General features: G+C 70.2%; 17 protein-coding genes. 8 read left to right on the forward strand and 9 right to left on the reverse strand.

The window, feature by feature from the left end; genetic code table 11:
• Positions 1 to 295 precede the first annotated feature (295 nt).
• Together LV75_RS12015 and LV75_RS12020 are read left to right on the forward strand one after the other, a co-directional pair.
• Positions 296 to 2080, forward strand: a complete 1785-nt coding sequence (locus LV75_RS12015) for a leucine-rich repeat domain-containing protein (protein ID WP_253886927.1) — start codon at positions 296 to 298, stop codon at positions 2078 to 2080.
• 418 nt (positions 2081 to 2498) lie between these two features.
• The gene (locus LV75_RS12020) at positions 2499 to 3989 is read left to right on the forward strand and encodes a hypothetical protein (RefSeq protein ID WP_253886928.1); all 1491 of its coding nucleotides are present in this window, start codon (positions 2499 to 2501) and stop codon (positions 3987 to 3989) included.
• A gap of 20 nt (positions 3990 to 4009) precedes the next feature.
• On the opposite strand, the gene LV75_RS12025 is transcribed toward LV75_RS12020, so the two are convergent.
• Positions 4010 to 4507 carry a hypothetical protein gene (locus LV75_RS12025; protein WP_253886929.1) on the reverse strand — a complete coding sequence of 166 codons (498 nt, stop codon included), beginning with the start codon at positions 4505 to 4507 and terminating at the stop codon, positions 4010 to 4012.
• Positions 4508 to 5389: 882 nt separating this feature from the next.
• On the opposite strand from LV75_RS12025, the gene LV75_RS12030 reads away from it, so the two are divergent.
• Positions 5390 to 6190 (forward strand): helix-turn-helix domain-containing protein, encoded by an 801-nt coding sequence (locus tag LV75_RS12030; RefSeq protein WP_253886930.1) that lies wholly within the window; start codon positions 5390 to 5392, stop codon positions 6188 to 6190.
• A 4-nt stretch (positions 6191 to 6194) separates the two neighbouring features.
• Here the strand turns inward: LV75_RS12030 and LV75_RS12035 are convergent, their stop codons facing one another.
• Together LV75_RS12035 and LV75_RS12040 are read right to left on the reverse strand one after the other, a co-directional pair.
• Positions 6195 to 6560, reverse strand: a complete 366-nt coding sequence (locus tag LV75_RS12035) for a nuclear transport factor 2 family protein (protein WP_253886931.1) — start codon at positions 6558 to 6560, stop codon at positions 6195 to 6197.
• A 136-nt stretch (positions 6561 to 6696) separates the two neighbouring features.
• The gene (locus tag LV75_RS12040; RefSeq protein WP_253886932.1) at positions 6697 to 8079 is read right to left on the reverse strand and encodes a lamin tail domain-containing protein; all 1383 of its coding nucleotides are present in this window, start codon (positions 8077 to 8079) and stop codon (positions 6697 to 6699) included.
• Between the two features lie 335 nt (positions 8080 to 8414).
• On the opposite strand from LV75_RS12040, the gene LV75_RS35470 reads away from it, so the two are divergent.
• Complete coding sequence (locus LV75_RS35470; protein ID WP_253886933.1) at positions 8415 to 10109, forward strand: choice-of-anchor P family protein; 1695 nt, start codon at positions 8415 to 8417, stop codon at positions 10107 to 10109.
• 1047 nt (positions 10110 to 11156) lie between these two features.
• Here LV75_RS35470 and LV75_RS12050 read toward each other — a convergent pair.
• Positions 11157 to 11705 carry a hypothetical protein gene (locus LV75_RS12050; RefSeq protein WP_253886934.1) on the reverse strand — a complete coding sequence of 183 codons (549 nt, stop codon included), beginning with the start codon at positions 11703 to 11705 and terminating at the stop codon, positions 11157 to 11159.
• 260 nt (positions 11706 to 11965) lie between these two features.
• On the opposite strand from LV75_RS12050, the gene LV75_RS12055 reads away from it, so the two are divergent.
• Positions 11966 to 15364: a hypothetical protein gene (locus LV75_RS12055; RefSeq protein WP_253886935.1), complete on the forward strand. Its 3399-nt coding sequence runs from the start codon at positions 11966 to 11968 to the stop codon at positions 15362 to 15364.
• Between the two features lie 571 nt (positions 15365 to 15935).
• Here LV75_RS12055 and LV75_RS12060 read toward each other — a convergent pair.
• Positions 15936 to 16814, reverse strand: coding sequence for a sugar ABC transporter substrate-binding protein (locus tag LV75_RS12060; RefSeq protein WP_253886936.1), 879 nt, complete (start codon positions 16812 to 16814; stop codon positions 15936 to 15938).
• Between the two features lie 71 nt (positions 16815 to 16885).
• Between LV75_RS12060 and LV75_RS12065 the strand changes: the two genes are divergently transcribed.
• Entirely contained in the window at positions 16886 to 18181 is a 1296-nt protein-coding gene (locus tag LV75_RS12065; RefSeq protein WP_253886937.1) for a hypothetical protein, read from the forward strand.
• 78 nt (positions 18182 to 18259) lie between these two features.
• On the opposite strand, the gene LV75_RS12070 is transcribed toward LV75_RS12065, so the two are convergent.
• Positions 18260 to 19174: a LysR substrate-binding domain-containing protein gene (locus tag LV75_RS12070; RefSeq protein WP_253886938.1), complete on the reverse strand. Its 915-nt coding sequence runs from the start codon at positions 19172 to 19174 to the stop codon at positions 18260 to 18262.
• Positions 19175 to 19266: 92 nt separating this feature from the next.
• Between LV75_RS12070 and LV75_RS12075 the strand changes: the two genes are divergently transcribed.
• Both LV75_RS12075 and LV75_RS12080 read left to right on the forward strand, forming a co-directional pair.
• Positions 19267 to 20256 carry a pyridoxal-phosphate dependent enzyme gene (locus LV75_RS12075; RefSeq protein ID WP_253886939.1) on the forward strand — a complete coding sequence of 330 codons (990 nt, stop codon included), beginning with the start codon at positions 19267 to 19269 and terminating at the stop codon, positions 20254 to 20256.
• A complete protein-coding gene (locus LV75_RS12080) occupies positions 20253 to 21506 on the forward strand; it encodes a M20 family metallo-hydrolase (protein WP_253886940.1) in 1254 nt (417 codons plus the stop codon). The genes LV75_RS12075 and LV75_RS12080 overlap by 4 nt, the downstream gene beginning before the upstream one ends.
• Before the next feature lie 864 nt (positions 21507 to 22370).
• Here LV75_RS12080 and LV75_RS12085 read toward each other — a convergent pair.
• The 3 genes from LV75_RS12085 to LV75_RS12095 are packed head-to-tail and all read right to left on the reverse strand — an operon-like array spanning position 22371 to position 25024.
• Positions 22371 to 23228 (reverse strand): TauD/TfdA dioxygenase family protein, encoded by an 858-nt coding sequence (locus tag LV75_RS12085; protein ID WP_301319097.1) that lies wholly within the window; start codon positions 23226 to 23228, stop codon positions 22371 to 22373.
• A 10-nt stretch (positions 23229 to 23238) separates the two neighbouring features.
• Complete coding sequence (locus tag LV75_RS12090; RefSeq protein WP_253886942.1) at positions 23239 to 24009, reverse strand: ABC transporter ATP-binding protein; 771 nt, start codon at positions 24007 to 24009, stop codon at positions 23239 to 23241.
• Positions 24002 to 25024: a taurine ABC transporter substrate-binding protein gene (locus LV75_RS12095; RefSeq protein ID WP_253886943.1), complete on the reverse strand. Its 1023-nt coding sequence runs from the start codon at positions 25022 to 25024 to the stop codon at positions 24002 to 24004. The genes LV75_RS12090 and LV75_RS12095 overlap by 8 nt, the downstream gene beginning before the upstream one ends.
• Between the last annotated feature and the right edge of the window lie 12 nt (positions 25025 to 25036).

Genomic DNA, 25036 nt, shown 5'->3' on the forward strand with positions numbered 1-25036 from the left:
CGACGGCATCGACCGGATCCTTGCTGGGCCGCCGAGCAAAATCGCCTTTCGAGCGCTTTGCGCCGCGATAGACCGTGCGGGGAACCCGCCAGAGCTGATCGCCAAGTGCGCTCAAGGCCTTGCCGCGTGGCCGGATTCGGCGCGCGAAGCCCCCTGGTCCTGGTACGCCGCGCTCGCGATCGGGCATTCCAAAGCGACTTGGCCACTTGTTCACGCACTGGACGTCTCTGTGAAACATTGCCAGTTGCTCGACGTCGCCTTCCCGGATCCCCGGACGCGGCCCGAAGTGCGCCAGATGACCACCGTGACGGTCGGGTGGATGATGAGCGACCGGCGCGTCCTCGACTCGTTCACCGACTCCTTGGCGCACTGGCCGGACTTGCGGGAAGTCCGTGTCGAGTACCTCAGCGAACACGACGACGAGATGCTGGCCAGGTTCGCCGAGCACGAGTCCGCGCCCCGCATCGAGTCGTTGAGCCTGATCACCCTCGGCGACTCCCTCCTGCACTCGGGCCTGCCCACCTTCCGCCCGCCCGCCGGGCGGCCGTGGCGCCTGCGGCACGTGGCCGTGTCCGGCTCGGACCTCGCGCACCTGCTGCGGTCGGGCCTCGCGCCGGACCTGCGGTCCGCCGACGTCCTGGTGCGCGACCTCGACGAAGCCGCGGAACTGGCCGCCTGCCCGGAACTCGCCCGACTCGAACGGCTCGGGATCGGGTTCCGCTGCGGGTGGAACGGCCACTCGACGCTGATGGACCTGTTCGCGGGCAACGTGATCGAGCAGGACAACGACGCGTGCGAGGCGTTCTTCGCCACCGCCGACCTCTCCGGCCTGCGTGAGCTCACCGTGCTGGGCGTCGAACTCGTCCTCGGCAGACACGGGCTCGGCGCTCGCGGGGTCGACGCCATCATCGCCAGCGGCGTGCTCGGCCGGTTGACCGCGTTGACCCTGGAACTGCTGCCCATCGGTGACGCGACCATCACGCGGGTCGTCGACGCCCTCGACCACGAGCGCGTCGAACACCTGGCGCTCGCCGACCTCGTCGCCACCGACCAGACGACCGCCGCGTTCGCCGCGGGCTCGTTCCCACGACTGCGCCACCTCGACCTGAGCCGCAACCACCTCGACGCGCCCGGTGCGAGCCGGTTGGCGGCCGAGGTCGACCTGCCGGTCCTGGAACACCTCGACCTCGGCGGACGCGTCGGGGCGATCCAGGGCTACTACCAGAACGCTGTGCAACCAATCGGTGACGCGGGCGCAAGCGCGTGGGCGACCTCGCGCAACGCCAAGAACCTGACTCACCTCAACATGTCGTGCTGCGGGCTCGGTGTCGACGGGTTCACCGCGTTGATGATGTCCGACCAGTTGGCCGCCCTCGCCACGCTCAACTTGTCGTGCAACCCGTGCGACGGGTGGCCCGCGGCGTTGCGGGACGCCCCGGTCTGGCGCACGCTGCGCACCCTGGACCTCGCTGGGACCGGCTTCGAGGACGCCGAAGTCGAGAACCTCACACTGGTGGGCGAAGCGCCAGAGCTCCGCGGCATCTCGTTGGCCTACAACCCAATCGGCTCCGATGCCGCGCGAGCGCTTGCCCGGTGGGCGCCGCTGCCCCAGCTGTGGGAACTGGACCTGCACGACACCGTCATCGGTGACGACGGGCTGGTCGCCCTCGCCGCATCACAGGCCGCGCAGTCGCTACTCGAACTGGATCTGGAACAGGACTGCTCGAACCCGCACGCGCGGCACGGGCGCCAGTTGCCCACCGAGGTCATCGCACGGTCGTCGTTCCCCAGCCTGGACGCGATGTACCTCGGTATCGTCGACGAATACCACGGCGGGCGGTACTACGCGGGCTTTCCCGCGCTTGTTCGCGAGCAACTCGCCGCGGATCCCAGCACTCGAACCGAACTCCTCGCCTTCCTCGCCCACCTCGACGAGTCCGAGTTGAGCGACACGGGGCCGGAAGAGGGAGGCGTTTTGCGCTCCAGCCGCACCCGCGCCGACCATTTGGCCGCCTACTACTCGAGGGTCGAGAAGGCCCGGGAGTTCATTCAGATCGTCAAAGAGTCCACAGTGGAGTAATTTGTCCGTGTGGCGGGCTCCCGCCTGTCGAACGTCGGTACTGCCGGGCTCGACGTCGTGCCATGCTGGCGCCTCGTGACTTCCTTCGGAGGTGCCCGTGCGCGCCAGTCGACGATTCGCTATCGGGGGAGTGGTACTCGCCCTCGCCGCATTCCCCCAGCCCGCCGCGGCCGGCATCTCCACTGCCACACCGCTGATCGGGCGCACCACATTTCTGCCCACCGGGGACAAGGTGACGGTGGTCGGCGGACCGCGAACCACGCTGTCGGTCGATCCCGCTCCTGGCCGCGAGAAGCTCATGTTCCACAGTTACCGCACCAAAGACCACTTCTACGTGATACCCGAGGACGTCCTCCGGCGGACGACCGCCGACCTAGACCTTCGCCGCTTCGACCTCGCGCCCGCGTCCACGCCTCCAGTGCCGGGTGACCTCGCCGATCTCACGATCACGCTGCGCGACACGGCGGGACGTCTGACCGGTGACTACTCGGTGGCGATCGTGGGGCTGGACAACAACCAGATCCACCTGCCATACGACTCCGACGGTAGTCTCACCATCCGGCTACCCAAGGGCCGCTACTTCATCGACAGCGTCATCAACACCACCGCAGCTGACGGCACCCGCCACGCGCACATTCTGCCGCGCCCCAACCTGGTCCTGGACCGCGATACCACCGTCGACACCCCAGCGGTCGCCAGCAGGCCGATCCGGGTGACCCCGCCGGATCCCCGCGCCGAACTTGCGCTCGGCGAGATCGGCTTCAACGTCGTCATGGCGCATTACCCGACCGCGGCCTCACACCTGACCGCCGATCTGAGTGCGGTGTCGCTCGCGCAACTCGGACCGTCGCTGCCGCCAGATGCGCTCATCACCACCGTGAACACGCAATGGACCACCCCCGCGGGTGACTTCTACGGCCTGGCCTGGTTTCCCCGGGGCACTGTGCCGACCGGGTTCACGAAGGTCGTGCGGCGCGAAGATTTAGCGACGGTTCATGCGGACCTCAACCTCCAGGTACCGGGCGATGCGGGCATCCGGCAGGCATCCCCGAACGTGCGATCGGAGGACTTGCTGACGGCGGGGGCGGTGCTCGACCTGCCGCTGCCGACCACCCGCACGGAGTACTACAACTTCGACGACACTGAATGGTTGACCGTCTTGTACGAGGTCGACCCGGCCAATCCCTGGCCCGCTAGAGCCATGTTCATGGGCGGCGTCCGCACGTTCTTACCTGGCCGCACCTACCGGCTTCCCTTCAACCACGCGCCTTTCGGCCCCGCGTTTCCCGCCGAGCAACGCCCGTGGGCAGTCCGCGATGGTGACACGATCGACTTCTTCCTCCCCCTCCTCAGCGATTCGGCCGCGAACGCCGGGATCTCCTCTTGGAACTCCCTGGACATCGAACTATCCCGCAACGGCAGTGCAATCGGGCACTGGAAGGACACGCCGTCGGCTGCCCTCCAGGTTCCGCCAGGGGCCGCTGACTACCACTTGACCGCGCGAGTGAGCAGGTCCGCCCCCTACGACCTCTCCACCCAAGTCAGTGCCGAATGGACATTCCGGTCCACTCACACCGACCGTGAAGTCGCGCTTCCGTTGTCCGCCATCAGGTACTTCCCAGCACTGGATGCCGCTAACACCGCTCCAGCGGGCGTGTCGTTCCTCATCCCCATTGCTCTGCAGGCCCAATCCACGGACACACTGACCCACCCCCGCCATCAGGTCACCAGCGTCTCCTACGACGAAGGTCAAACCTGGCAGAAGGCAACGGCGGTGGGCAATCGCGCGATCCTCCTGCGCCACCCGGCTAGTGCGGCTTCTGTCTCCCTGCGTACCACTGCCACGACTCCCGAAGGGGGCACGGTGGCGGTGACCCTGATCCGCGCTTACAAACTGCGGCCCCGCTGATCTGCCAGCCCTCTTCCCGGTCAGCCGTGCGCGAGCAGTTCGAGGCCGACGACCGCCGCGCCCAGTGCCAGCTCGGCGAACAGCACGATCAGCCGCTGCCACGGGGGCAACCGCACCCGGCGGACCGCGATGTACCCGATCGCCCCCAGCGACGCCACCAGGGCGATCGTCGACGCCCGCAGCGCCACCTCCACCCGCCAGACCCCGAGCCCGGCCAGCCCGATGAAGATGAACGGCAGGGTGACCGCGCCGAGCGCCCCGAAGCTGATCCGCAGCATCCGCCCCAGCTCCCCGCGGTCCGGCAGCGCCGCGTGCACCGCGATGTGCGACACGACATCGGCCACCAGCACCGCCAGCAGCGTGCCGGTCACCGTGATCAACAGGAGCACGGCGGCCTCTCCCGCGTGCTCGGCGTGCGACCGCAGCGCCAACACCACCGCCAACGCGGTGAACGTCAGGTACACCCGCTCCTTGAGCCGCGCCACCCGCTCGGCGGCGGGCATGTCGTTCTCAGCCACCGCGCCAGGCTAGTTCGCGCTTGCCCGGTGGCGCCGCACCAGGGCGGTGGGTCGGGAGTTCGGGAACTGCTATCCGCTATTAGCTATCAAGATAACTGGTAGGGGTCTGAGGGGGCGCGGAGTTGGCCGGGGAGACAGGGGAGTGGGTCGTCAGATCTGCGGGCGAGCAAGAGCGCCTAGAGGGGCGAGGGAGAAAGAAGCTGCTGCGGGACTTCTGGGCTAGTGAGTACGCCTAGGGCCGAGGGGAGAGCAGGCTGCGGGACTTGTGGACCAGCAGGGATGCCTAGGGCCGGGGACAGGGGAACCGGCCGCAGGACTTGTGAACCAGCAAGGCGCCTAGAGGGGCGAGGGGTGGGAGAGATGGCTGTGGGACCTGCGGGTTAGTGACGGCACCTAGGACGAGAGGTGGGGGAGCGGCCTGCGGGACATGTGCACCAGTGAGGGCGCCTAAGGCCGAGGATAGGAGAGCGGGCTGCGGGACTTGTAGACCAGTGTGGGCGCCTAGGGTCGAGGGATGGGAGAGAAGGCTGCGGGGCTTGTGGACCAGCAAGGATGCCTAGAGCCCGGGGGATAGGGAAGCGGGTCGCGGGACTTGTGGGTCAGTGTGGGCGCCTAGGGCCGGGGGTAGGAGGGTGGGCTGTGGGACTTGCGGGTCAGTGACGGCACCTAGGGGCGGAGGGATGGGAGAGCGGGCTGCAGGATCTGTGGGCCAGTGAGGGCGCCTAGGGGACAGGGCGAGCAAGGGAAGTGAGTCATCAGACTTTGCGAGTGGGCAAGCGCCTAGGCGGCTGCGATCAGGGCGGTGTGGGCAAAGGGGGCGGGGGTGTGACCTCGTGCGAGTGCTTGGGCGACCGGAGCGGTCGGACCGTAGGCTTGGCCGGGATGACACAGCAGGCCGCACGCGTCTCCGCCATCGGCGAGTTGATCCGGGACTGGCGCAAAGACCGCAACTTGAGCCAACTGGACCTCGCCGCCAAAGCCGACGTCTCTGCGCGGCACCTCAGTTTCGTGGAGACCGGCCGGTCCGCGCCCAGCCGTGACATGGTGTTGCGGCTGGCTGAGCACCTCGACGTCCCCCTGCGCGACCGGAACCGGTTGTTGCTCGCCGCGGGTTACGCACCCGCCTACGCCGAGACCCCCCTCGACACACCCCGCCTCCAGATGGTGCGGGCCGCCATCCGCCGGGTGCTGGACGGCCACGACCCGTTCCCCGCCTTCGCTGTGGACGCCTGCTGGACCATGGTCGACGCGAACGCGAGCGTCGCGCTGCTGACCCGGGGTGCCCCGGACAGCCTGCTCGCGGCGCCGTTCAACGTGTTGCGGTACAGCCTGCACCCGCAGGGGCTGGCGGCTCGGATGCTGAACCTGGCGCAGTGGCGGGAGTACGTGTTGACCAGGGTTGAGCGCCAGCTGAAGGCGGGGCCGAGCGGCAACGGTGAGCTCGCGGCGCTGTACCGGGAGTTGATCGGCTACCCGGCGACCAACCAGCTCGGCGGGTCGGCGTTGGACGACACGTCGGATGTGTTCGTGCCGTTGCGGCTGCTTTTCGACGGTCAGGAATTGTCGTTGTTCAGCACGGTCACGACCTTCGGCACGCCGCGCGATATCACCGTGGACGAATTGCACGTCGAGAACTTCTACCCCGCGGACGAGGCCACCGAGAAGTACCTGCGGAGCCGGTGAGCGATTACGACGGTACCTTGTCCAGGAAGCCGTACACGCTCTGGATCCGCCCGTCCGCGTTGACGACAGCCACGTCGAACCCGACCACGATCGCCTCGGCCCCCGCGGTCGGCACGAGCTCCCAGGTGAACCGCACGACGTTGTGGTGTTCGTCGAAGACGTCGCCCAGGACGAAGCGCATCCCGGTGAACTGCGCCTGCGCCGAGGCGACGACCTGGTCGATGCCCGCCCAGCCGGTGACCGACACCAGCGGGTCGACGTACGCGCCGTCCTCGGCCCACAGGGCCTCGATCATCTCCCGCCGCGCTGTCGCGTCCGTGCGGTTCCACACGGCCAGGTAGGCGTCGACAATCGCGTTGAGGTCGCTCACGGCAATTCTCCCGACTCGAATCCCGGCCCGGTGCCGGTGTCTTCACGAAGTCTTGTCGAAGGAAGACTCGACGTCGATTACCCCGGAGGTAATACCCGGCGCGCGGCGAAAGGGAGTTCGCCGCGCGCCGGATCGGTCAGCAGTTGATGGTGCCCTTGCGCAGTGCGTGGCCGCCGGTGTTGCTGTCGTCGGCCCAGTACACCGGCTTCGACCCGCCGACGCACTCGCTGGAGCCCGCCAGGGTGAAGCCCTCGTTGTTCAGGTTCGACATGCCGCTGGGGCGGTTGTGGACGGCGGTGGTGGCGAACACACCGGAAGGGTTGATCGCCAGGGTCCGGTGTTCGCCGTCGCAGGTGTCGTCGCAGACGACCCAGAGCCGGGCGGACTGGGGCTCCCACTGGAGTTCCATGACGCCGTCGAGGCCGGTGGCGATGGACGCGACGCGGGTCGCGGTGCCGGAGTCCTGCAGGACGTAGCCGTAGACCAGGGCGGTGCCCTCGACGCCGACGAAGAACACGCCGCCGGTGTGCGCGCCGTAGAGGCCCGGGTTGTAGGCCGCGCCGGTGGACTCGTCGCGGAACCCGGCCGCGGTCAGCGTGGCGTCGGGGATCCAGGTGATCCCCTCGAAGCCGAGGTTGCCGCCGACCGCGGGCAGGCCGGAGGTCAGGTTCCACTCCTTGGTGGCGGTCAGCGAGCTGCCCGACCCGCTCACGTCGTACTTGAGCACCGACAGCCTGCTCGACCCCGACCCGTTGCGCTCACTGGCGACGTAGACCCCGCCCGCCGAGCCGGAGCCGGTGACGGTCACGCCCTCGCTGTCCGGGGTGCCGGTCCCGCCGGGGAACCGCAGCGCCTTGCCGGAGAGCCAGCCGGTGGCCGGTGTCCAGCCGCCGGTGCCGTTGGGGACCAGCCGCCACAGCTTGCCGGAGTTCTGCGCGCCCCACAGCACGCCGCCCTCCTGGTAGAGGCCGCTGAGGTCGGACCCGAACACGTTCGCCGCGTCGGCGTTGGACACCGAGCCGCTGCCGGGCCACGCGGTCGCGGCGACGCAGTCGTTGAGGCCGCCGAGGGTGAGCGCGGCCGCGCGCAGGGTGCCCGTGCCGTCGGCGCAACGCGACCAGGACGGGTCGGAGTGGCTGCTCCAGTTGACGCTGTCGACCAGCGTGGTGCCGTTGGCGAGGTAGAGCCGGGCGTCGTCGTCGGACCCGAGGCCGAACTTGTCGTGCACGTCGAAGGCCCGCGCGGCGCCCGGTGCGAGCGTCGTCCCCGCGGGGATCTTGTAGGACGAGCTGTTGTTGTCGTCCTTGAGCACCCAGCCGGAGATGTCGACGGTGGCGGCGCCCTTGTTGTAGAGCTCGATCGAGTCGTTGACGTCGCCGGTGGTCACCACCTCGTTGATCCGGATGTCGTCGGCGGGGGCGGCCTGCGCCTGGGGCGCGGCGAGCGCACCGAGCACCACCGCGGCGCACGCCGCGGCGATCGCCCGCAGGCGCGGCCGGGAAACGCGAACGTCAGTCACGAGAGCCGTCCTCGAAGTCGATCCGACAGGGCCTCCCGACCTTCCCGACACCGACCCAACAGCCCCTCTCCCGCACATGATCGTCGTGTGAACGGACCGCGAACTGGTGCGGCGGCGGTGACGTGATCGCGCGGCACCACCCGACCGGGGACTCGAAGAGAGCAACGCACCCGGGTTCCACAGGCGTTGCGGTGGTGGCGGCCTGCGGGCCCGGGTGAACGTCCGACCCGGTGGGGTGAGGACCGTCCACCTGGTGCAACCAGCGCCCGGCGCGGCGCGATGAACCGTCGGGCCGGGTGTACCCGGTTCGCGCCGATGCTTTGGGAGGTTCGGTCGTGGACGTCTCTCGTCGTCGATGGGGTGCTGTGGTCGCTGCGGCCCTGTTGAGCCTGCCCGGCCTGGTTGTGGTGGCCACGCCCGCCGTCGCTGTGCCCGCTGCGTCCGCTGCGGCGCCGGGGGTTCCGTTGGCGCCGACGGTGGTGTTCGAAGAGGGGTTTGAGAACGGCCAGGGTGCCGCGGTCACGTGGGTGGACGACTACACCGGGCCCGCGCCGCTGGGGCAGACCTACACCGCCGATCCCGCGTGGTTGACCTCGTGCAACGGCATCATCGCCTCGCCGCTCAACCAGCTCAACGATCCGCCGGGCGCCGGGTGCGGCGGGTGGTGGCCGCGGGTGAAGGACCTGGCCAGGGTGCTGGGGGACTGGTCGGACGGCACCGGGGCGACCAACCACGCGGTGACCGCGTACACGCACAGCGACCCTGGCGCGGGCAAGACGCAACTGCAGAGCGTCACCCCGATCCCGCTGTCGGCGACGAACCGGTTCGTGGCGTTCTCCGTGGACGTCGCCGAGCAGAACTGCTACGCCGACAACGCCCGCTACGCCTTCTACCTGCTCGACGGCGGCACGGCGGTGCCCGCGTTCGAGCGGCCGATCGTGCCCTGCGTTGACGCGACGACCGTGGTCAACGGCACGTCGGTCGGCACCTTCCACAGCGACGCGCCCGTGCTGTTCTCCGGTACGTCGGTCGGTTTGCGCCTGGTGAACGACCAGCCCAGCGGCAACGGCAACGACGGCGCGTTCGACAACATCCGCGTCCTGGACGTGACCCCTCGGCTGGACCTCGCCTACGCGACCACCCCGGTGGTGGTCGGGAGCACGTCCACGTTGACCCTCACCGTGACCAACACCAGTGAGCTGAGCGCTAAGGCGGGTTGGTCGTTGCGGCTGAGCCTGCCGCCGGGCCTCAACGCCTCGACGACCGCGGCTGACACGACCTGCGCCGACCCGGTGTTCGGCACCAGCGGCGCCACCAACCTGTACACCACCGCCACACTCCCAGCAGGCGCCGCGTCGTGCACCATCACCGTCCCGGTCCGCCCGCAAACCGTTGGCACCTATACGACTTGCGCGGGCGACGTCACCCCGCTCGTCGGCCTCGACCCGCCGTCGTGCTCCACCCTGCGGGTCGTCGGCCCGGCGTACACCTTCGACGCCCACGCACACGCGACCCGCGTGTCCACCCTGCTCGGCCCGCTACCGCCGATCGCTCCGGCCGACCTGACCTGCACCACCACGCCCGGCTCGGACAGCGCGACCCTGGCTGACGCACCTCTGCCGCCGATCGGCACCACGGCCGTGATCGCCAACGACGCGGTCGCTTCCGTCGGCCCCGACGGCCTGCGCACTGCTCGCGCCACCACGCACACAGCGGCGCTCAACCTCCTCAGCGGCCTGATCACCGCCGACGAACTCCGCGCTGAGGCTGTCGCGACTACGACGCCCACGGGTGCGATCGCGGTGTCCGGCTCCAGTGCGCTGTCCAACCTTCGGGTCGCGGGCAGGCTCGTCGTTCCCACTACGTCGGTCAACATCAGCATCCCGTTGGTGGGGACGGTTACGACCAATGAGCAAGTCCGCCGGGCGAATGGCATCACGGTGAACGCGCTCCATATTAGACTGATCGCGGGGACGGATATTGTGGTTGGTCACGCGCGGGCGGGTCTTGGATCGCCTTGCGGGATCTGATGGACGAGCGGTGGCGGGGGATTCTCGCCACCGCTCGTGATCAATCGGGTTGATCTTGCGTGGTTGGGTTGTGGCGGCAGGTGTGTGGGGTTGGTTGTCCACAACGCCTTCTGCTGTCCACAGGGCGCTGGTTGATGCTCCCGTTGTGTCGGTGGGTCTCGGTAGGCTGTGTATTTGGGGGCTTTCGATCAGGTTGATCTTGGCGTAGGCCGTGGCTGGGGATGCGGGGCAAGAACTTCGGGGCCTCCGCCTTCGGCTCCGGTGGACGGCCTCGTCGCCTGGCGGCGACCTCGGGCCCGATCCGCGACTTTTCGAGCTCTGCTCGATGCGGTGGACCTGTTTTGCGCGGGGCCCCTACGACACCCGTGGCAGGACCGCAAAGCAGGGGCCGAAAAGCATGGCCCTGTCCGCTACCGACGCTACGGCTGCCGCTCCCCCACACAAAACAGGTCCACCCCATCGAGCAGTTGGCACCAGCGAGTCCGACTGTCCAGGCGCTGAGCAGGTGGGCTGGGGCGGACCTGACGGCAGGCCAGTTGGCACCGACGGGTCCGAGTGTCCATGCGCTGGGTTGGCAGGGCAGCCGAGGGCGGGCTGGGTTGGCACCGGCTGTTCCGAGTGTCCAAGGGCTGGCCAGGTGGGTTGGGGCAGACCTGGCGGGAGCTGGGATGGCACCACTGGGTCCGAGTGTCCAGGGGTTGATCAGGTGAGTTGGGGCGGTCCTGACGGCAGGCGAGCTGGCACCGGACCTTCCGAGTGTCCAGGCGTTGGGTTGAGTGGGCTGGCGGGTGGTTGTCCACAACGTGCTCTGTTGTCCACAGGCCCCAATCACTGCCCCGGTTTTGTCGGGTTCCCTCGGTAGGCTGTATATCGGGGGCTCTTGTGGCAGATGATCTTGGGTACGCCGGGGGTTGGCATCGGCGGCAGGGGCTGGCTAGGTGGTGACACAACCACGCGGCTGTCTGGGACGATCAGCTCTTGACCGCTCAGCAAGCGTTTGCCGGACACGCCGTCTCGGTGCTTTCGTCCTATTCGGACAGAAGGGTGCTAGCCCGGCCTGGTCGCCGCGTCGAGTCGGGTGAGGATTGGGGTGAGTAGGGCGCTTGCCTCGCGCACCAGCACCGCCAACGCCAACCTCGCCGCTTCCGGTACGGCGGCGGCGGACTCGGGGGCTGGTGGGAGGTCGGTGAACGGTACCGGTGCTTCCACCAGGAGGGTCGACCGCAGGTGTGGGACGGCGGCTATGTCGCGCGCGGTTGGGTCGACGTATTGGCCGAACAGCGAGGGCCAGTCTCGCCAGCCTCGGTCGGCGACCCAGTCCCGGGGCCAGGCGATCGCGGCGGGCCAGGGTGCGGCGAGGGTGGCGGAGGCGGTCAGGGTGCCGTCCCACGCGCTCGGCGTGAACACGGCTGTCAGCACGCGGGGATGCCGGTGGAGGTACCCGGGGTCGGCGGTGGGCGGCCCCGCCAGTCGCCACACCGCGCATGCGAACGCCACCGGGCTGATGTCGCCGAGAGTTGTCGCCAGGCTCTCGTGGTGCGTCCTCAGGTGCTGGTCAAAGCCCTCGTCGAGTCGTTCCGCCCACACCGGCCGCATCCGCTGTCCTCCACCCCCGTTGAGGCCACCCAGCCTAATCACGTGACGCCACCGGCGGCGGTGTGTTCATCCAGAGCGCAACGGGCGCCTTAACCGGGTGTGGCGGCATCTGGCCGGGAGTTGACCACCATCCCTAGTGGACGAATGTCTGGCGCGGCGGCCGGATTGGGCCGTTCAGGTGGCCGTGCGCCAAGGTCCGGACAGGGGTGGCGCGCGGTCGGGACCATGTCCACCCGGTCTGCGGTGGAGGGTTGTGGCACATGGGTGAGCTCGCGGGCAGGACACGGGCGATCGCGCTGGTGCGGGAGTTCGTGGAGCGGCCGCTGGTGAAGGGGCGGCCGAGCACCCGGCGCTCGCCGATCGTGGTGTTCGCCGGGCCCAAGGGCAGCGGCAAGACGGGCCTGCTCGACGCGGTCCGGGCCGAGCTCGAGGGCAACGTGCCCTACGCGCGCATCGACTGCGGGGAGCTGCTCGACGCGGTCCCGTGGGAGGTGCTGTCCTTCCTCACCTTCGAGTTCAACCGGACGGCCGCGGGCTACGGCACGATCCCCTTCCCCCGCTTCGTCACCGCGCAGGCCGCGATCGCCGAGCCGTTGACGCTGACGAACCTGGCGGCCGACCGGACCTCGATCCGCCGCGCGCTCGAGCGGTTGCGCCACATCGACGTGCTGCGGGCGTTCCTGCAGGACCAGGTGGGTCAGGTCGCTGCGGGGCTGTCCGGCGTGCCGGAGGGGGTCGTCCGGTTGATGCCGGACCTGCTGCTGCGCGGGCTGGTCCGCTGGCGCCGCGGCAGGCGGGTCGTGCTCGGGGACGGGCTGGAGTTTTACGGCGAGGGCGACCGGGCCTACGACGAGCTGATCCGCCTGCACCGGCTGACCAGGGCGGAGGCGGGCGAGGGCGACCGCACCGAGGCCGCGGAGCTGCTGTGGTCGGCGTTCCTGGCCGACCTGCGCGCGGCGTTCGCCTCGCACCGGGGCGTGCGCACCTGGTCGCTCAACTGCGTCGTGCTGCTGGACAACATCGACACCGAGTCCGGTCGCCTGCTCTACAACGCGCTGGCCGACGCGCGGCGGCGCGACGCCGACCCGCTCACCGTGGTCGCGACCAGTTCGGGCACCGTCGCCCAGCACATCGCGGGGGAGGACCCGCTGCCGACCGCCGAGGAGGCCGGGCGCGCGGACTACGAGCAGCGCGCCACCGATGCCCGCTACGCCGACGCGTACCCGATCGCCCTGCGCGACCTGACGCTGGAGGAGGTCACCCAGCTGGTCTCCGAGGTGGGCAACCCGATGCTGAACGCGCGCCGCGACGTGGCCGAGTCGGTGCACCGCTTCACCCGCGGCCACCCCGGCGCGACCGCGTTGCTGGTAGGCGCGACCGGGCACCTGCGCCAGGCCACCTCGCCGCGCGACCTGCTCGGTGAGCGGTGGCGGGGACCGGTCGGCGCCGCGCAGATCACCCTCGCGGAGCGGATGCTGCGCGACTTCCTCGGCGAGTCGCCGCCCGACGAGCTCGTCGCCTGGTTGGAGCTGTGCGCGGCCGCCCCGCACATCGACGCGGCCGCCGTGTTGACCCGGTTCGCCGACGCGGCGCCCGACGGCGCGGCCGTCGCCCAGGAGTTGCAGGTCAAGGACGCCGCAGGCCGCCAGGTGATGCTGCCCGCGTTGCGCAATCTGCTGCTGTACCGGCTCGCACAGACACCGCGGCGGTGGACCGCGGTGCACACCTGGCTGCGCGACAACGGCGCCACCACGCACCGCCGCTACCACGCGCTCGCCGCGCACGACCTGACCTCGGTCGTGGGCTGGTTCGAGCCCAAGCTGCGGGCGACCAAGGCGTGGTTCGCCGAACTGGACACCGTCGTGGCGGCGCCGTGCGACCTCGACGGCGGCCAGGTGAACCGCTACCGCCTGCTGGACGCGGTCGGCTGGACCGACGAGGCCAACGGCTCGCGGCGGCTGATCGCCGAGGCGGTGGTCGCGCTGTGGCTGGCCGAGGAGTACTCGACGACCGCACGCGTGGCGATGCGCGAGAGCGGGCTCAAGAAGTTGCGGGAGCTCGCCGCCGACCGGCGCGTGGTCCGGGGCGACTTCGATGAGGCGGTCGACCGGGTGGCGAACCGGGCCCGGTCGGAGAGCAGGGGAGCGCGGACCACGCGCTACGCGGACAGCCCGGTGGCGTTCGTCCCGCCGTTGCCCCCGGCCACCAAGCGGTCGCGGCTGCGGCTGCGGGTGGTGGCCGCGGCCGTGGCGCTGGCCCTGGTCGCCGCGGGTGGTCTCTTCGCCTGGGATCGGATTTCCCGTTGCGCGGAGGGTGTTTACCAGGTTGACGGCGAATGCGTGGGGGTGACGGACGGGTCCTATGTGTTCGACGAGCAGTTGCGGACCGTGCAGGACAAGATCTTCGCGGAGAACGAGCGCGTGGCGGGCTCACCGTACGTGACGCTCGCCGTGCTGACCCCGTTGCTGCCCAACCCGGTCGGCGGAAGTGTTACCTGGGGCCGTATCCGGGCCCAGCTGGAGGGTGCGCACGCCGCTCAGGTGGCGGCGAACAAGGACAAGCGCGAACCCAAGGTGCGGCTGCTACTGGCCAACCCGGGTAGCAGGCAGCAGGAATGGCGCGCGGTGGTCGAGCAGCTGGTCGAGCTGGCCGACGACGAGCACCTGGTCGGCGTCGTCGGGGTCGGGCAGAGCACGAAGAACGCCAGGGACACCGCGGTCGAACTGTCCCGTGTGGACATCCCGATGGTCGCCTCGGTGGTGACCGCGGCGCGCTTCGCCGAGCTGTCGCCGTCGGAGAACGGCGGGACACCCGGCTACATCAAGGGGTTCACCCGAGTCAGCACCACGACCCGCGACCAGGTAACGGTCCTGGCCGAACACCTCGCGCAACCCGTTGTGCGCAAGGCGATGCTGGTCTACGACAGCGATGAGAGCGACCTCTACACCTCGTCGCTGCGCGAGGAGTTCGAGGCGGCGGCCGCGCGCGGCAAGGTGTCGATCTCGGTCAAGAGCCGGTTCGACACCGAGGCGTCGCTGGACACCCAGTTCCGCGAGATCATGCGCGACCTGTGCGGCGACGGCGCCCCCGACACCGTGCTCTACGCGGGCCGGGCCGTGCTGCTCGACGACCTGATCGCCAACCTGCGCACCCGCGGCTGCGCCCTGGACCGGACCATCACCCTGGCCACCGGCTCCGACGCGTCCATGCTGCGGACCAGGCCCGACCTGCGCCCCAAGGCCGGTGAACCGGGCCTGGCCATCCGCTACACCCCGCACGTGGACCCCGAGGCCGCGCGCAAGGCGGGCATCAAGGAGTTCGACACCCTGACCGCCGACTTCGACCGCCTCGGCTTCGACCCCACCGACCTCGACGACGGCTGGGGCGTGATGATGCACGACGCGACCCTCGCCGCCGCGGAGTCCATCAGCCGCTCGATGAACGGCCTGGCGGCGGGCGAACTGCCGAACCGCAAGTCCATCCGTGCCGAACTGGGGCGCTCGGACCGCGAACGCAACGCCGTGCGGGGCGCGGGCGGCACCTTCACCATCGACGGAACCACCGGCAACGCCGTCGGCCGCAAGCTCCCCATCATGGCCGTGGAACCCAACGGCACCCTGGTGTTCCTCGACTCCCGCAGCGCCGAACCAAACCCCTGACCCGGGCGATGCCCACCCTCCACCCGCAGCGACACGTCCTGCCCCACGAGCGCCTCCGGTCGCGGCCCGGTAGGTGCACGACCTCCTGTTGAGTCGCAAGCGCGCCATCGCTGACCACGACGGCCTTCAGTGCGATTGGCCCAATGGCCTTCGGTCTTCTGGACGCTCGCGCCGAACTCCGCGTCGAGGCCCAGGGCGACGACCCCTCTGACGACCCGGCAGGCGGGTTCCGCAGTGCTGAACTCGGCGAAGGCGAACTCGAATTAGCCGCCGCCCTCGGCGACACGGCATGCCGCGGGCCTCTTGATCAGCCAGCCGGGCACGACACCGTTCAGTACTCGAGCCCTTTGGCTGGAAGGCGACGGCAGCCGTCACAGACAAGCGACTGCAAGCCCGCCGAAATCCCTGCTCGAACCCCCACCCCCCGGACGGCAGACCCCCGCCCACCCGGGGGGCCACCCACATACAGCATATCGGTTGTTGGGCCTTGTCAAGAGGCATCCGGGGAAGCTGTGGACAGCTGAAGCCGTTGTGGACAACTCGGGTCGAGAGCGAGCGGCACGCTGGTGAGTCAGGCCGGGGTGGATTCGCGGGTGCGGTTGAGGTGGATGAAGGGCTCGAGGTAGGTGCGGGTCCGCGCGGGGCGGCCGTCCAGGAGGCGGTGCATGAGGTCCACCGCGGCCTCGGCGATGGCGTAGGAGTCCTGGACCACGGTCGCGCGCAGGGGGCTGTCAGCCGCGTCGATCAGGGCGAGGGCGTCGGCCGCGCCGTCGACGCCGGTGACGGTGGTGTGGTCGTGGTTGGCCCAGCGCAGGGCGTCGACGGCGCCGAGGGCCATGTCGTCATTGGTGCAGAACACGGCGTCGAGGGGGCCTGCGCGCAGGCGGGCGCGGACCGAGTCCTGGGCGAGCGCGCGGGTGAAGGCGCAGGTGTCGTCGAGGGAGAGGCGGGCGGCGGGCCGGGCTGATCGGAGGGCCTCGACGAACCCGTCCTGCCTGCCCCGGTGCTCGCGGCTGGCGACCACGTGCACCGACGGCTCGGGGTGGGGCAGGGTGCGGGCCAGCCACCGGCCCGCGGTCTGGCAGATCTCGCGGGCCGAGTAGCCGACGAAGCCGGTGCGGGGTGGGTAGTCGTCCTCGCGGGTGAACGGTTCGACGTCGAGGTAGACCACCGGGCCGTCGAGGTCGGCGCTGAACTCGTGCAGGGCGGGCTCCAGTCGCGCGGGGTCGGTCACCATGATGAACCCGCACCGGTCGTCGCCGCGGTGGGTGATGCCGCGCAGCAGCCTGCGGGTGCCCAGCACGTCGTAGTCGCGGTGCGGGGCCTTGAAGACCAGGTCGGTGCCGTCGCGGTCGAGCACGTCGTGCAGGTGGCCGACGAGGGTCCACAGCCAGGACTTGCCGCGCAGCGCCGACACCACGAGGAACGCGCGCCGCGGTGCACCGGTCATCGGTCGAGTATGCCCGTGGCGGCGGGGGCGGGTGGCCGGGTGCGATCATCTAGCCGGTCGGAGGGGGTCGGGTGGCTGGTCGGGCGGTTCGGGTCGGGGTTGGCGCGCTGGTCGTCGGGGGCGCCACCTGGGCGGTGGTGCGGTTCGGGGTGCCGGTGTGGCTCACCAACCGCGATCACCCGTTGCGGCCGGTGCTGGAGGCGTTGAGCTGGGTCGCGGGCATCGCCGGGCTGCTGGTCGCGATCGGGGCGCTGGTGGCCTCGACGCGCGCGCCCGGGGGTGGCGGCTCGGTGCGCAACACGGTGACGGGCCGGGTCGACGGGCAGGTGCTGCAGGCGGGCACGATCACCGGGCCGGTCACCATGAACTCCACCGCGGTCGCCCTGCCGGTGTGGGTGCGGCTGGCGGTGGCCGGTGTCGTGGTCGTGGTGGCCGGGGTGGCGACGCTGGCCGTGGTGGTGCTGACGCGGGCCGAGGAGCCGGAGTTGCGCGCGGTGGTCACGGTTGGTGCCGGCAGCAAGTGCGCGGGCGGCTGGGTGGTGCCGACCCCCGCGGGGCCGGTGCCGGTGAGCGACCGACCGGAGGGTGCCACGCAGGCCGACCAGGGTCTGGTCTCGGTGACGCTGCAGGGTTCTCTGCCCGCCGCGGTCGTGTTGCAGTCCATGCGCGCGGAAGTGGTGTCGCGGCGGCCCGCGTCGACGGGGGTGTGGCTGGAAACCCCGTGCGGTGGTGATGTCACACCGCGCAGCTTCGGTGTCGACCTGAACAAGCCGAGCGCGGCCGCGGTGGGCCTGCCCGGTGCGGATGGCGGGGAGAAAGTTCCTGCGCCGAGCTTCCCGTTCCAGGTCAACGAGTCCGAGGTCGAGCAGTTCCTCATCACCCCGAACGTGTCCACCGACGACGTGGAGTGGCGCCTGCGCGTCACCTGGACCTCCGGCACCCGCCGCGGCGAAACGGTGATCGACGACAACGGCCGCCCGTTCCGCACCACCGGCACCACAGCCGTCAGCGCCTTGTACTGCGCCGACCTGAACGCGGGGACGTGGCACCCGGCTGACTCGAGCGCGCGGTGCGGTCCGTTGCGCTCCGCCGCCGAGGCCGGGTTGACCGGAACGTGGGAAGGGCGCGGCACTCTGCGCGTCGCCGACGACGGCACAGCCGTGTGGACCACCGGCACCGGCGAGGCCCGGATCCGCTTGCTGTCGATCCTCAACCAGCGAGCCACCGCCGACGTCACCGCCAGCACGACCCCGGAGATCGCCGCGGGCGAGCGGTTGTCCCTCTTCTACTTCGCCGACGGGATCGCGGCGCACTCCCAGCTGGGCGCCGAGCTGACCTGGTGCCGCCCCGGGAAGGCGTGCGGCTAGATCGTCCGATGTGGACGATAGACATGCCGTCGGGAATCGGCTGCTGGTGGTAGAACGGCGCCGGTAGCCGTCGTGGGCTCAGTGGCGTGCTGTCCCGGGTTCGGGGCTGCTGGTCGCGTCCGCGGGGGTGCGGATGGCGGCGGTGAAGGCCTCGACACCGGGGTGGCCGGATGCGCCTTGGCGGGTGGTGGCGAAGATCGCGCGCTCTGGGCGGCCGGGGAGGCGGCGGGTCGTGACGGCCGCGTGGTGGGTGGCGCCTGCGAGGTCGGGCAGGAGGGCGGCGGCGAGGCCGTGCTCGACGAAGCGCAGGTGGATCAGCAGGTCGGTCGAGGTGTAGCGGACGTCGGGTTCGAAGCCCGCTTGGCGGCAGGCTGCGGTGGCCCACTCGCGGGCGATGGTGCCCGCGGGTTCCAGCACGAACGGCCGCGACGCCAGGCGGGGCAGGGAGCGTTCGCGCCAACCGGGCGGGACGACCAGGCGGAGTTCGTCGGTGAGCAGGTCTTGGCGTTCGGTCTCGCGCGGGCGGGGGAGCGGGTGGCCGGGGTACTCCTCGCCCAGCACCAGGTCGAACTCGCCCGCCACGAGCGCGGGCAGGGCGACCTCGGACTCCAGTTCCGTCACCTCGACCCGCAACCCCGGGTGCCGCCGCCGCAACCGGGTGAGCGCGGTGGGCACCAGCGCGAGGACCGCGGTCTGGAACGCGGCGACCCGGAGCGTGCCGACGGTCTCGTGCCGCGAGCGGGCCAGCGCCGCCTCGGCCCGCTCGACCTCGGCCAACAGCACCTCGGCGTGCGCGACGAGCACCTCGGCCTGCGCCGTCAGCCGGACCCGCCTGCCCGCCGCCTCCAGCAGCCGCACTCCGGTCTCCTTCTCCAGCGCGGACAGCTGCTGGGAGACCGCGGACGCGCTGTAGGACCGGGCCTCGGCCACGGCCGTGATGGTGCCCAACCGGGCGAGGTCGCGCAGCAACCGCAGGCGTCGAAGGTCGAGCACCGCACCTCCTCGGGAAGCATCAGGTTCACTTAACATTATCGTCCTGGTTTCCGCGCTGGACCTGTTGAGTCCGCGGGGCGACGATGGTCGGTATGACCTGGTACCACTCGCCGAGAGCCCGGGACTGGACCGGCCCGGAGGTGTCCGGCGCGGCGCACGCGTTCCACCGGTCGCTGCTCGGGTACGCCCCCACACCGCTGGTGCCCCTTCCCGCGCTCGCGGCCGAACTCGGCGTCGCGCAGGTGTGGGTGAAGGACGAGTCGTCACGGCTGGGGCTGCCCGCGTTCAAGGTCCTCGGCGCCTCCTGGGCGTGCTCGCAGGTCCTGCGGCAGCGGCCGGGTGTGGGACTGGTGACCGCGACCGAGGGCAACCACGGCCGCGCGGTCGCGCGGGTGGCGGCTGACCTGGGGGTCGGCGCGACGGTGTTCGTGCCGGGAGTGGTGTCCGAGGCGACTGCCGCCCGGATCACCGGGGAGGGCGCGGACGTCGTGCGGGTGGACGGCAACTACGACACCGCGGTCCGCCGCGCCGCCGAGTTCGCCGAGCGGTCCGACCGCGCGCTGGTCCAGGACACCGCCTGGGACGGCTACGAGCAGGTGCCCGCGTGGATCGTCGAGGGCTACCAGACCCTGGTGCGCGAGGTCGACGCCCAACTGGCGGCACCACCGGACCTGGTGGTCGTCCCGGTCGGCGTCGGCTCGCTGGCCGAGGCCGTCGTGCGGCACTACCGGCGGCCGGGCACCGCGCACCCCGGCGTGCTGGCCGTCGAGCCCGACACCGCCGCGTGCCTGCTCACGAGCCTGAGCACGGGCCGCCCTGTGACCGTGCCGACCGGCACGACGGTGATGGCCGGGCTCAACTGCGGCACCGTCTCCGGCTCCGCGTGGCCGGTGCTGCGCGCCGGATGCGACTTGGCTGTCGCCGTCAGCGATGCCGAAGCACTGCGCGCTGTCGACGACCTTGAAAGGCTCGGCGTCTCCTCGGGACCCAGCGGCGCGGCGTCCCTCGCGGGCGCCCGGCGGGTGGACCTCGCACCGGACGCCGTCGTTGTCCTGCTCAGCACGGAAGGACGCACCCGATGACCATCCGCATCGACCGGGACCGGCTCTGGGCCACCCTGATGGAACTCAAGGAGATCGGCGCCTACGACGACGAGGCCACCGGCCTGCGCGGCGTCCGGCGCCTGGCGCTGACCGACGCGGACGCCGAGGCCCGCCGCCGGTGCGTGGCGTGGATGGTCGAGGCCGGACTGGAAGTCCGCGTCGACCGCATCGGCAACGTCTACGCCACCCGACCAGGCCGCGACCGGTCCCTGCCCTGCGTGTTGATGGGCTCCCACATCGACACCGTCGCCACCGGCGGCGCCTTCGACGGCACCCTCGGCGTCCTGGGCGGCATCGAGGTGATGCGCACCCTCGACGACGCGGGCATCGAAACCCTGCGCGACATCGAGGTCGGCTTCTTCACCGAGGAAGAAGGCGTCCGCTTCGGCACGGACATGCTCGGCTCGGCCGTGACCGCCGGGCGCATCCCACTCGAGCACGCCCACAAACTCACCGACAACGACGGCAAGACAGTCGAAGAGGAACTCATCCGCATCGGCTTCGACGGCGAAGCCCACGAACGCCGCCCCATCCCGCACGCCTACATCGAGTGCCACATCGAACAAGGCCCCATCCTGTCCACCGCGGGCGTCACCATCGGCATAGTCGAAGGCGTCCAATCCATCTCCTGGCAACGCCTAACCCTCCACGGCGAGGCCGCCCACGCGGGCACCACCCCCATCCCCGCCCGCCACGACGCAGGCCTGGTCGCCGCCTCCGTCGTGGTCGAAGCCCGCCGCATGTGCGACAGCGGCGAATTCGGTCAGCTCCGCGCCACAGTAGGAAACTTTGTTGTCAGCGATGGCCAAACCAACGTCATCCCCCACACGGCGACGATCACCATCGACCTCCGAAACCCCAACAACACCCACATGACCGCCGCCGAATCCCACCTAGCCACCTACGTCCACACCCTGTCCACCCAACACGGCGTAACCGCCACCTGGGAACGAATGGCCAAGACCCCCGTGGTCCCGTTCGACCCAGCCATCCAAAACCTCCTCGCGAGCACAGCCGACGACCTAGACCTGCCCTATGTCCGAACCATGTCCGGCGCAGGGCACGACGCCCAAGAAATCGCCGCCCTCTGCCCAACCGCGATGGTGTTCGTAGCAGGCGAGAACGGCGGAATCAGCCACACGCCACGAGAACACTCAACCCCAGCCGCATGCGCCGACGGGACAGACGTCTTGGCCAACGCCGTTCTGCACCTGGCAAATCAACCCTGACCCGAGCGAGGGGGCCTGCTCGTTGCCTGGCGGCAACCTCGCGGCCCGGTCCTGGTGGTGCGGTGGGCTCGATGGGGCGGACTTGTTTTGCGCGGGGCCCCTACGACACCCGTGGCAGGTCCGCAAAGCAGGGGCCGAAAAGACTGGCCCTGCCGCGAGGAAACGCTACGGGTGTCGTCCCCCCCGCGCAAAGGAAGTCCGCCCCATCGAGCAGTTGGCACCGACGGCTCCGAAGAGCGGGTGGGAGACCTAGTTGACCACTGGACACCCGGAAGCCGCTGGGACTGCCCGCCCCGCACAAGATCATCTGCCGCAAGAGCCCCCGATATACAGCCTACCGAGGAAACCCGACAAAACCGGGGCGGTGATTGGGGCCTGTGGACAGCAGAGCACGTTGTGGACAACCACCTATCAGCCCACCCAACCCAGCCCCCTGGACCCACGGACGCAGCGGTGTCATCCCGACTGCCGTCAGGCCGGGCCCAGCCCACTTCATCGGCTCGTGGACACTCGGACCCGACGGTGCCAACCCAGCTGCCGTCAGGTCCGCCTCAGCCCACTTTCTCAGCGCGTGGACAGTCGGAGTCGCTGGTGCCAGGTGCTCGATGGGGTGGATCTGTTTTGTGTGGGGGGACGGCACCCGTAGCGTCGTTCAGCGGCAGGGCCTGCTTTTGGGCCCCTGCTTTGCGGTCCTGCCACGGGTGTCGTAGGGGCCCCGCGCAAAACAGGTCCACCCCATCGAGCTTTTCGCATTGTCGCGGATCGGGCCCGATGTTGCCGCCAGGCAACGAGGCGTCCGATCCGGTGGCCGAGGTCGCCGCCAGGCGACGAGGCCGACCCGAAGGCCCACACTCCAGCAACCCCTCACACCCCCACCGGCACATCCCCCCGCAACGTAACCCGATGCATCACCCGCTCCACATCCCCATAATCATCCACCGCATAATGCGCCGTACTCCGGTTGTCCCACACCACCACATCCCCATCCGCCCACCGATGGCGAACAGTGAACTCCGGCCGACCAATCGCAGCGAAAAAGATCCCCAACAACGACCGGCTCTCCGACTCACTGACCTCCAGCAACCGCGTGGTGAACCCCGGGTTCACGAACAGACTCCGCCGCCCCGTTTCCGGATGTACCCGCACCACCGGATGGACCACCGGCTCCAGCGACCGAACCCGCTCTCCCTCCCAAGTGCTCCCCTCCCCACCAAGCCGATCCCGCAAGTACGACTCAAAGTCCGCCCGACCATCGTGAAGCGCAGTCAACTTGTCAGCCAACTCTCGCAACACCGGCGACAACGACCGATAAGCGGCCTCCAGATCGGTCCACAACGTGTCACCCCCGTTGGGAGGCAACGAAACGGCGCGCAACACCGATCCCAGCGGTGGACGCGGCATGAACGTGACGTCGGTGTGCCAGACGGGTGATTTGCCGCCGTCCCTGCTGTCGAGGACGTAGATCTCGGGGTGGTCCGCGTCCAAGCCCGGCACGATGGGGTGCGCCGGAGTGATCTCGCCCAGCGCGGCCGCGAAGTCGCGGTGCGCGGTTGGGGTGAGGGACTGGCCGGGGAACACGAGGACCTTGTGTTCGGCCAGCGCGGCTCGCAGCAGCGCGCCGTCCTCCCTGGTGCGCACCTCGTTGAGGTCGATGCCGTCCACCCGGGCGCCCAGGGCCGGGGTCAGCCGGTCCAGGACTACTGGCGGGAGCGATGTCGTCATCTGCGTCTCCTCAGACCGCGACGGAACGGACGGCGGTGGCCACCTCGCCGCGCAGGGCGGCGTACTCGGCCGAGCCGCGCAGTTCATCGGCCGTGATACCCGAGCGGGGCAGTGGCACCGGGAGGTCGAGCGCGATCCGGCCGGGCCGGTCGGTGAGCACGACGATCCGGCTGGCCAGGAACACGGCCTCGTCCACGCTGTGGGTCACGAACACGACCCCGCGTGAGCCCTCGTCGGTCAGCGTCCGCACGTCCTCCTGCAGCCGTTCCCGGGTCATCGCGTCCAGCGCCGCGAACGGCTCGTCCATCAGCAACAACCGGGGTTGCGCCGCCAGAGCTCGCGCGATCGCGACCCGCTGCTGCTGCCCGCCGGAGATCTCCCAGGTCCGCCGGGGACCTAGTGAGCCGAGCCCGACCTGGGTGAGCAGCTCGACGATCCGCTGTGGACGGTCGGCGCGGGGGACACCGGCCCAGCGCAACGCGGTGCCGATGTTGTCGCCCACGGTCTGCCACGGGAACAGCCGGGGTTGCTGGAACACCACGCCGATGTCGCGACCGGGGACCGGGGGCCTGCCCAGGAGTCGGACCGTGCCGCTGGTCGGGTGCTCGAACCCGGACACCACCCGCAGGAACGTGCTCTTGCCCGACCCCGACGGCCCGACCACCACGACGAACTCGCCCGCCTCGACCCGCAGGTCCAGCGGCCCGAGCGCCGGGACGGAACCGCCTTTGGTGCGGTAGCTGTGCTCGACGCCGACCAGTTCGGCCAGCGCCTCACCCACGGGGCACCCGCAGCGCGGCGCGGAAGGTCGCCAGGTCCGGGACCGTGTCGACCTTCTTCTGCTCCTTGAGGAACTGCGCCGCCGAGAGCAGTTGGTCGGCCAGCTTGCCGGGCGCCTCCGGGGTGCCGAAGTACTCCGGTGTGCGCTGCTCGGCGTGGTCGAGGTAGATGTTCTGCTTCAGCTGCGAGAGCGCGTCCTCGACGCTGGCCCCGATCTGGCGGGCGACCGCCTCGGCGACTGGCTTCGGGTCGGACTTGATCTGCTTGATCGCGGCGTCGGTCGCCGCCAGCCACTTGTCGACCACCTCGGCGTTGCCGTCGATGAACTCTTTGCGCGCCACGGTGAACGTCAGCGTCGGCTTGCCCGCCGCGGCCAGCTTCGCGCTGTCGGTCAGCGTCTTGCCGTCCTTCTGCAGCACGCTCAGCGCGGGCGTCCACACGTAGGCGCCGTCGATGTCGCCGCGCTGCCACGCGGCCTGGATGTTCTGCGGCTCCAGGTCGACCAGCGTCACCGACGCCGGGTCCACCCCGGCCTGCTGCAGCGCGGCGAGCAGGCTGTAGTGCGCGGTGGAGCTGAACGGCGCGGCGACCTTGCGGCCGACCAACCCCTTGATGTCGGTGATACCGCTGGCGTTGCGCACCACGAGGGCCTCGCTGTCGCCGATCACGTTGAGCAGTTCGATCACCTGGTACGGGATGCTCAGCGGCGGGCACAGCGCGGCGGCGGCCGGGCTGCTGCCGATCACCGCGAGGTCGATCGCGCCGCCGAGGAACGCGGTGTTGATGCTGGCGCCGGAGTCGAACGAGGTCCAGGTGATGTCGTGCCCGGGCAGCGCCTTCTCCAGCGTGCGCTGGTCCTTCACCAGCAGGGTGCTGTCGGCGAAGCTCTGGTAGGCGATCCGGACCTTCTTGCGCTCGCCCGATCCCGACCCCGACGACGAGCCGCCGACGCCGCACGCGGCCAGCAGCGGCGCCGCGGCGAACAGCGACAAGACGGATCGACGGGTGACGGACATGGGTTCTCCTGT

The organism is Actinokineospora diospyrosa, from assembly GCF_024171925.1.
Taxonomy (GTDB): domain Bacteria; phylum Actinomycetota; class Actinomycetes; order Mycobacteriales; family Pseudonocardiaceae; genus Actinokineospora; species Actinokineospora diospyrosa.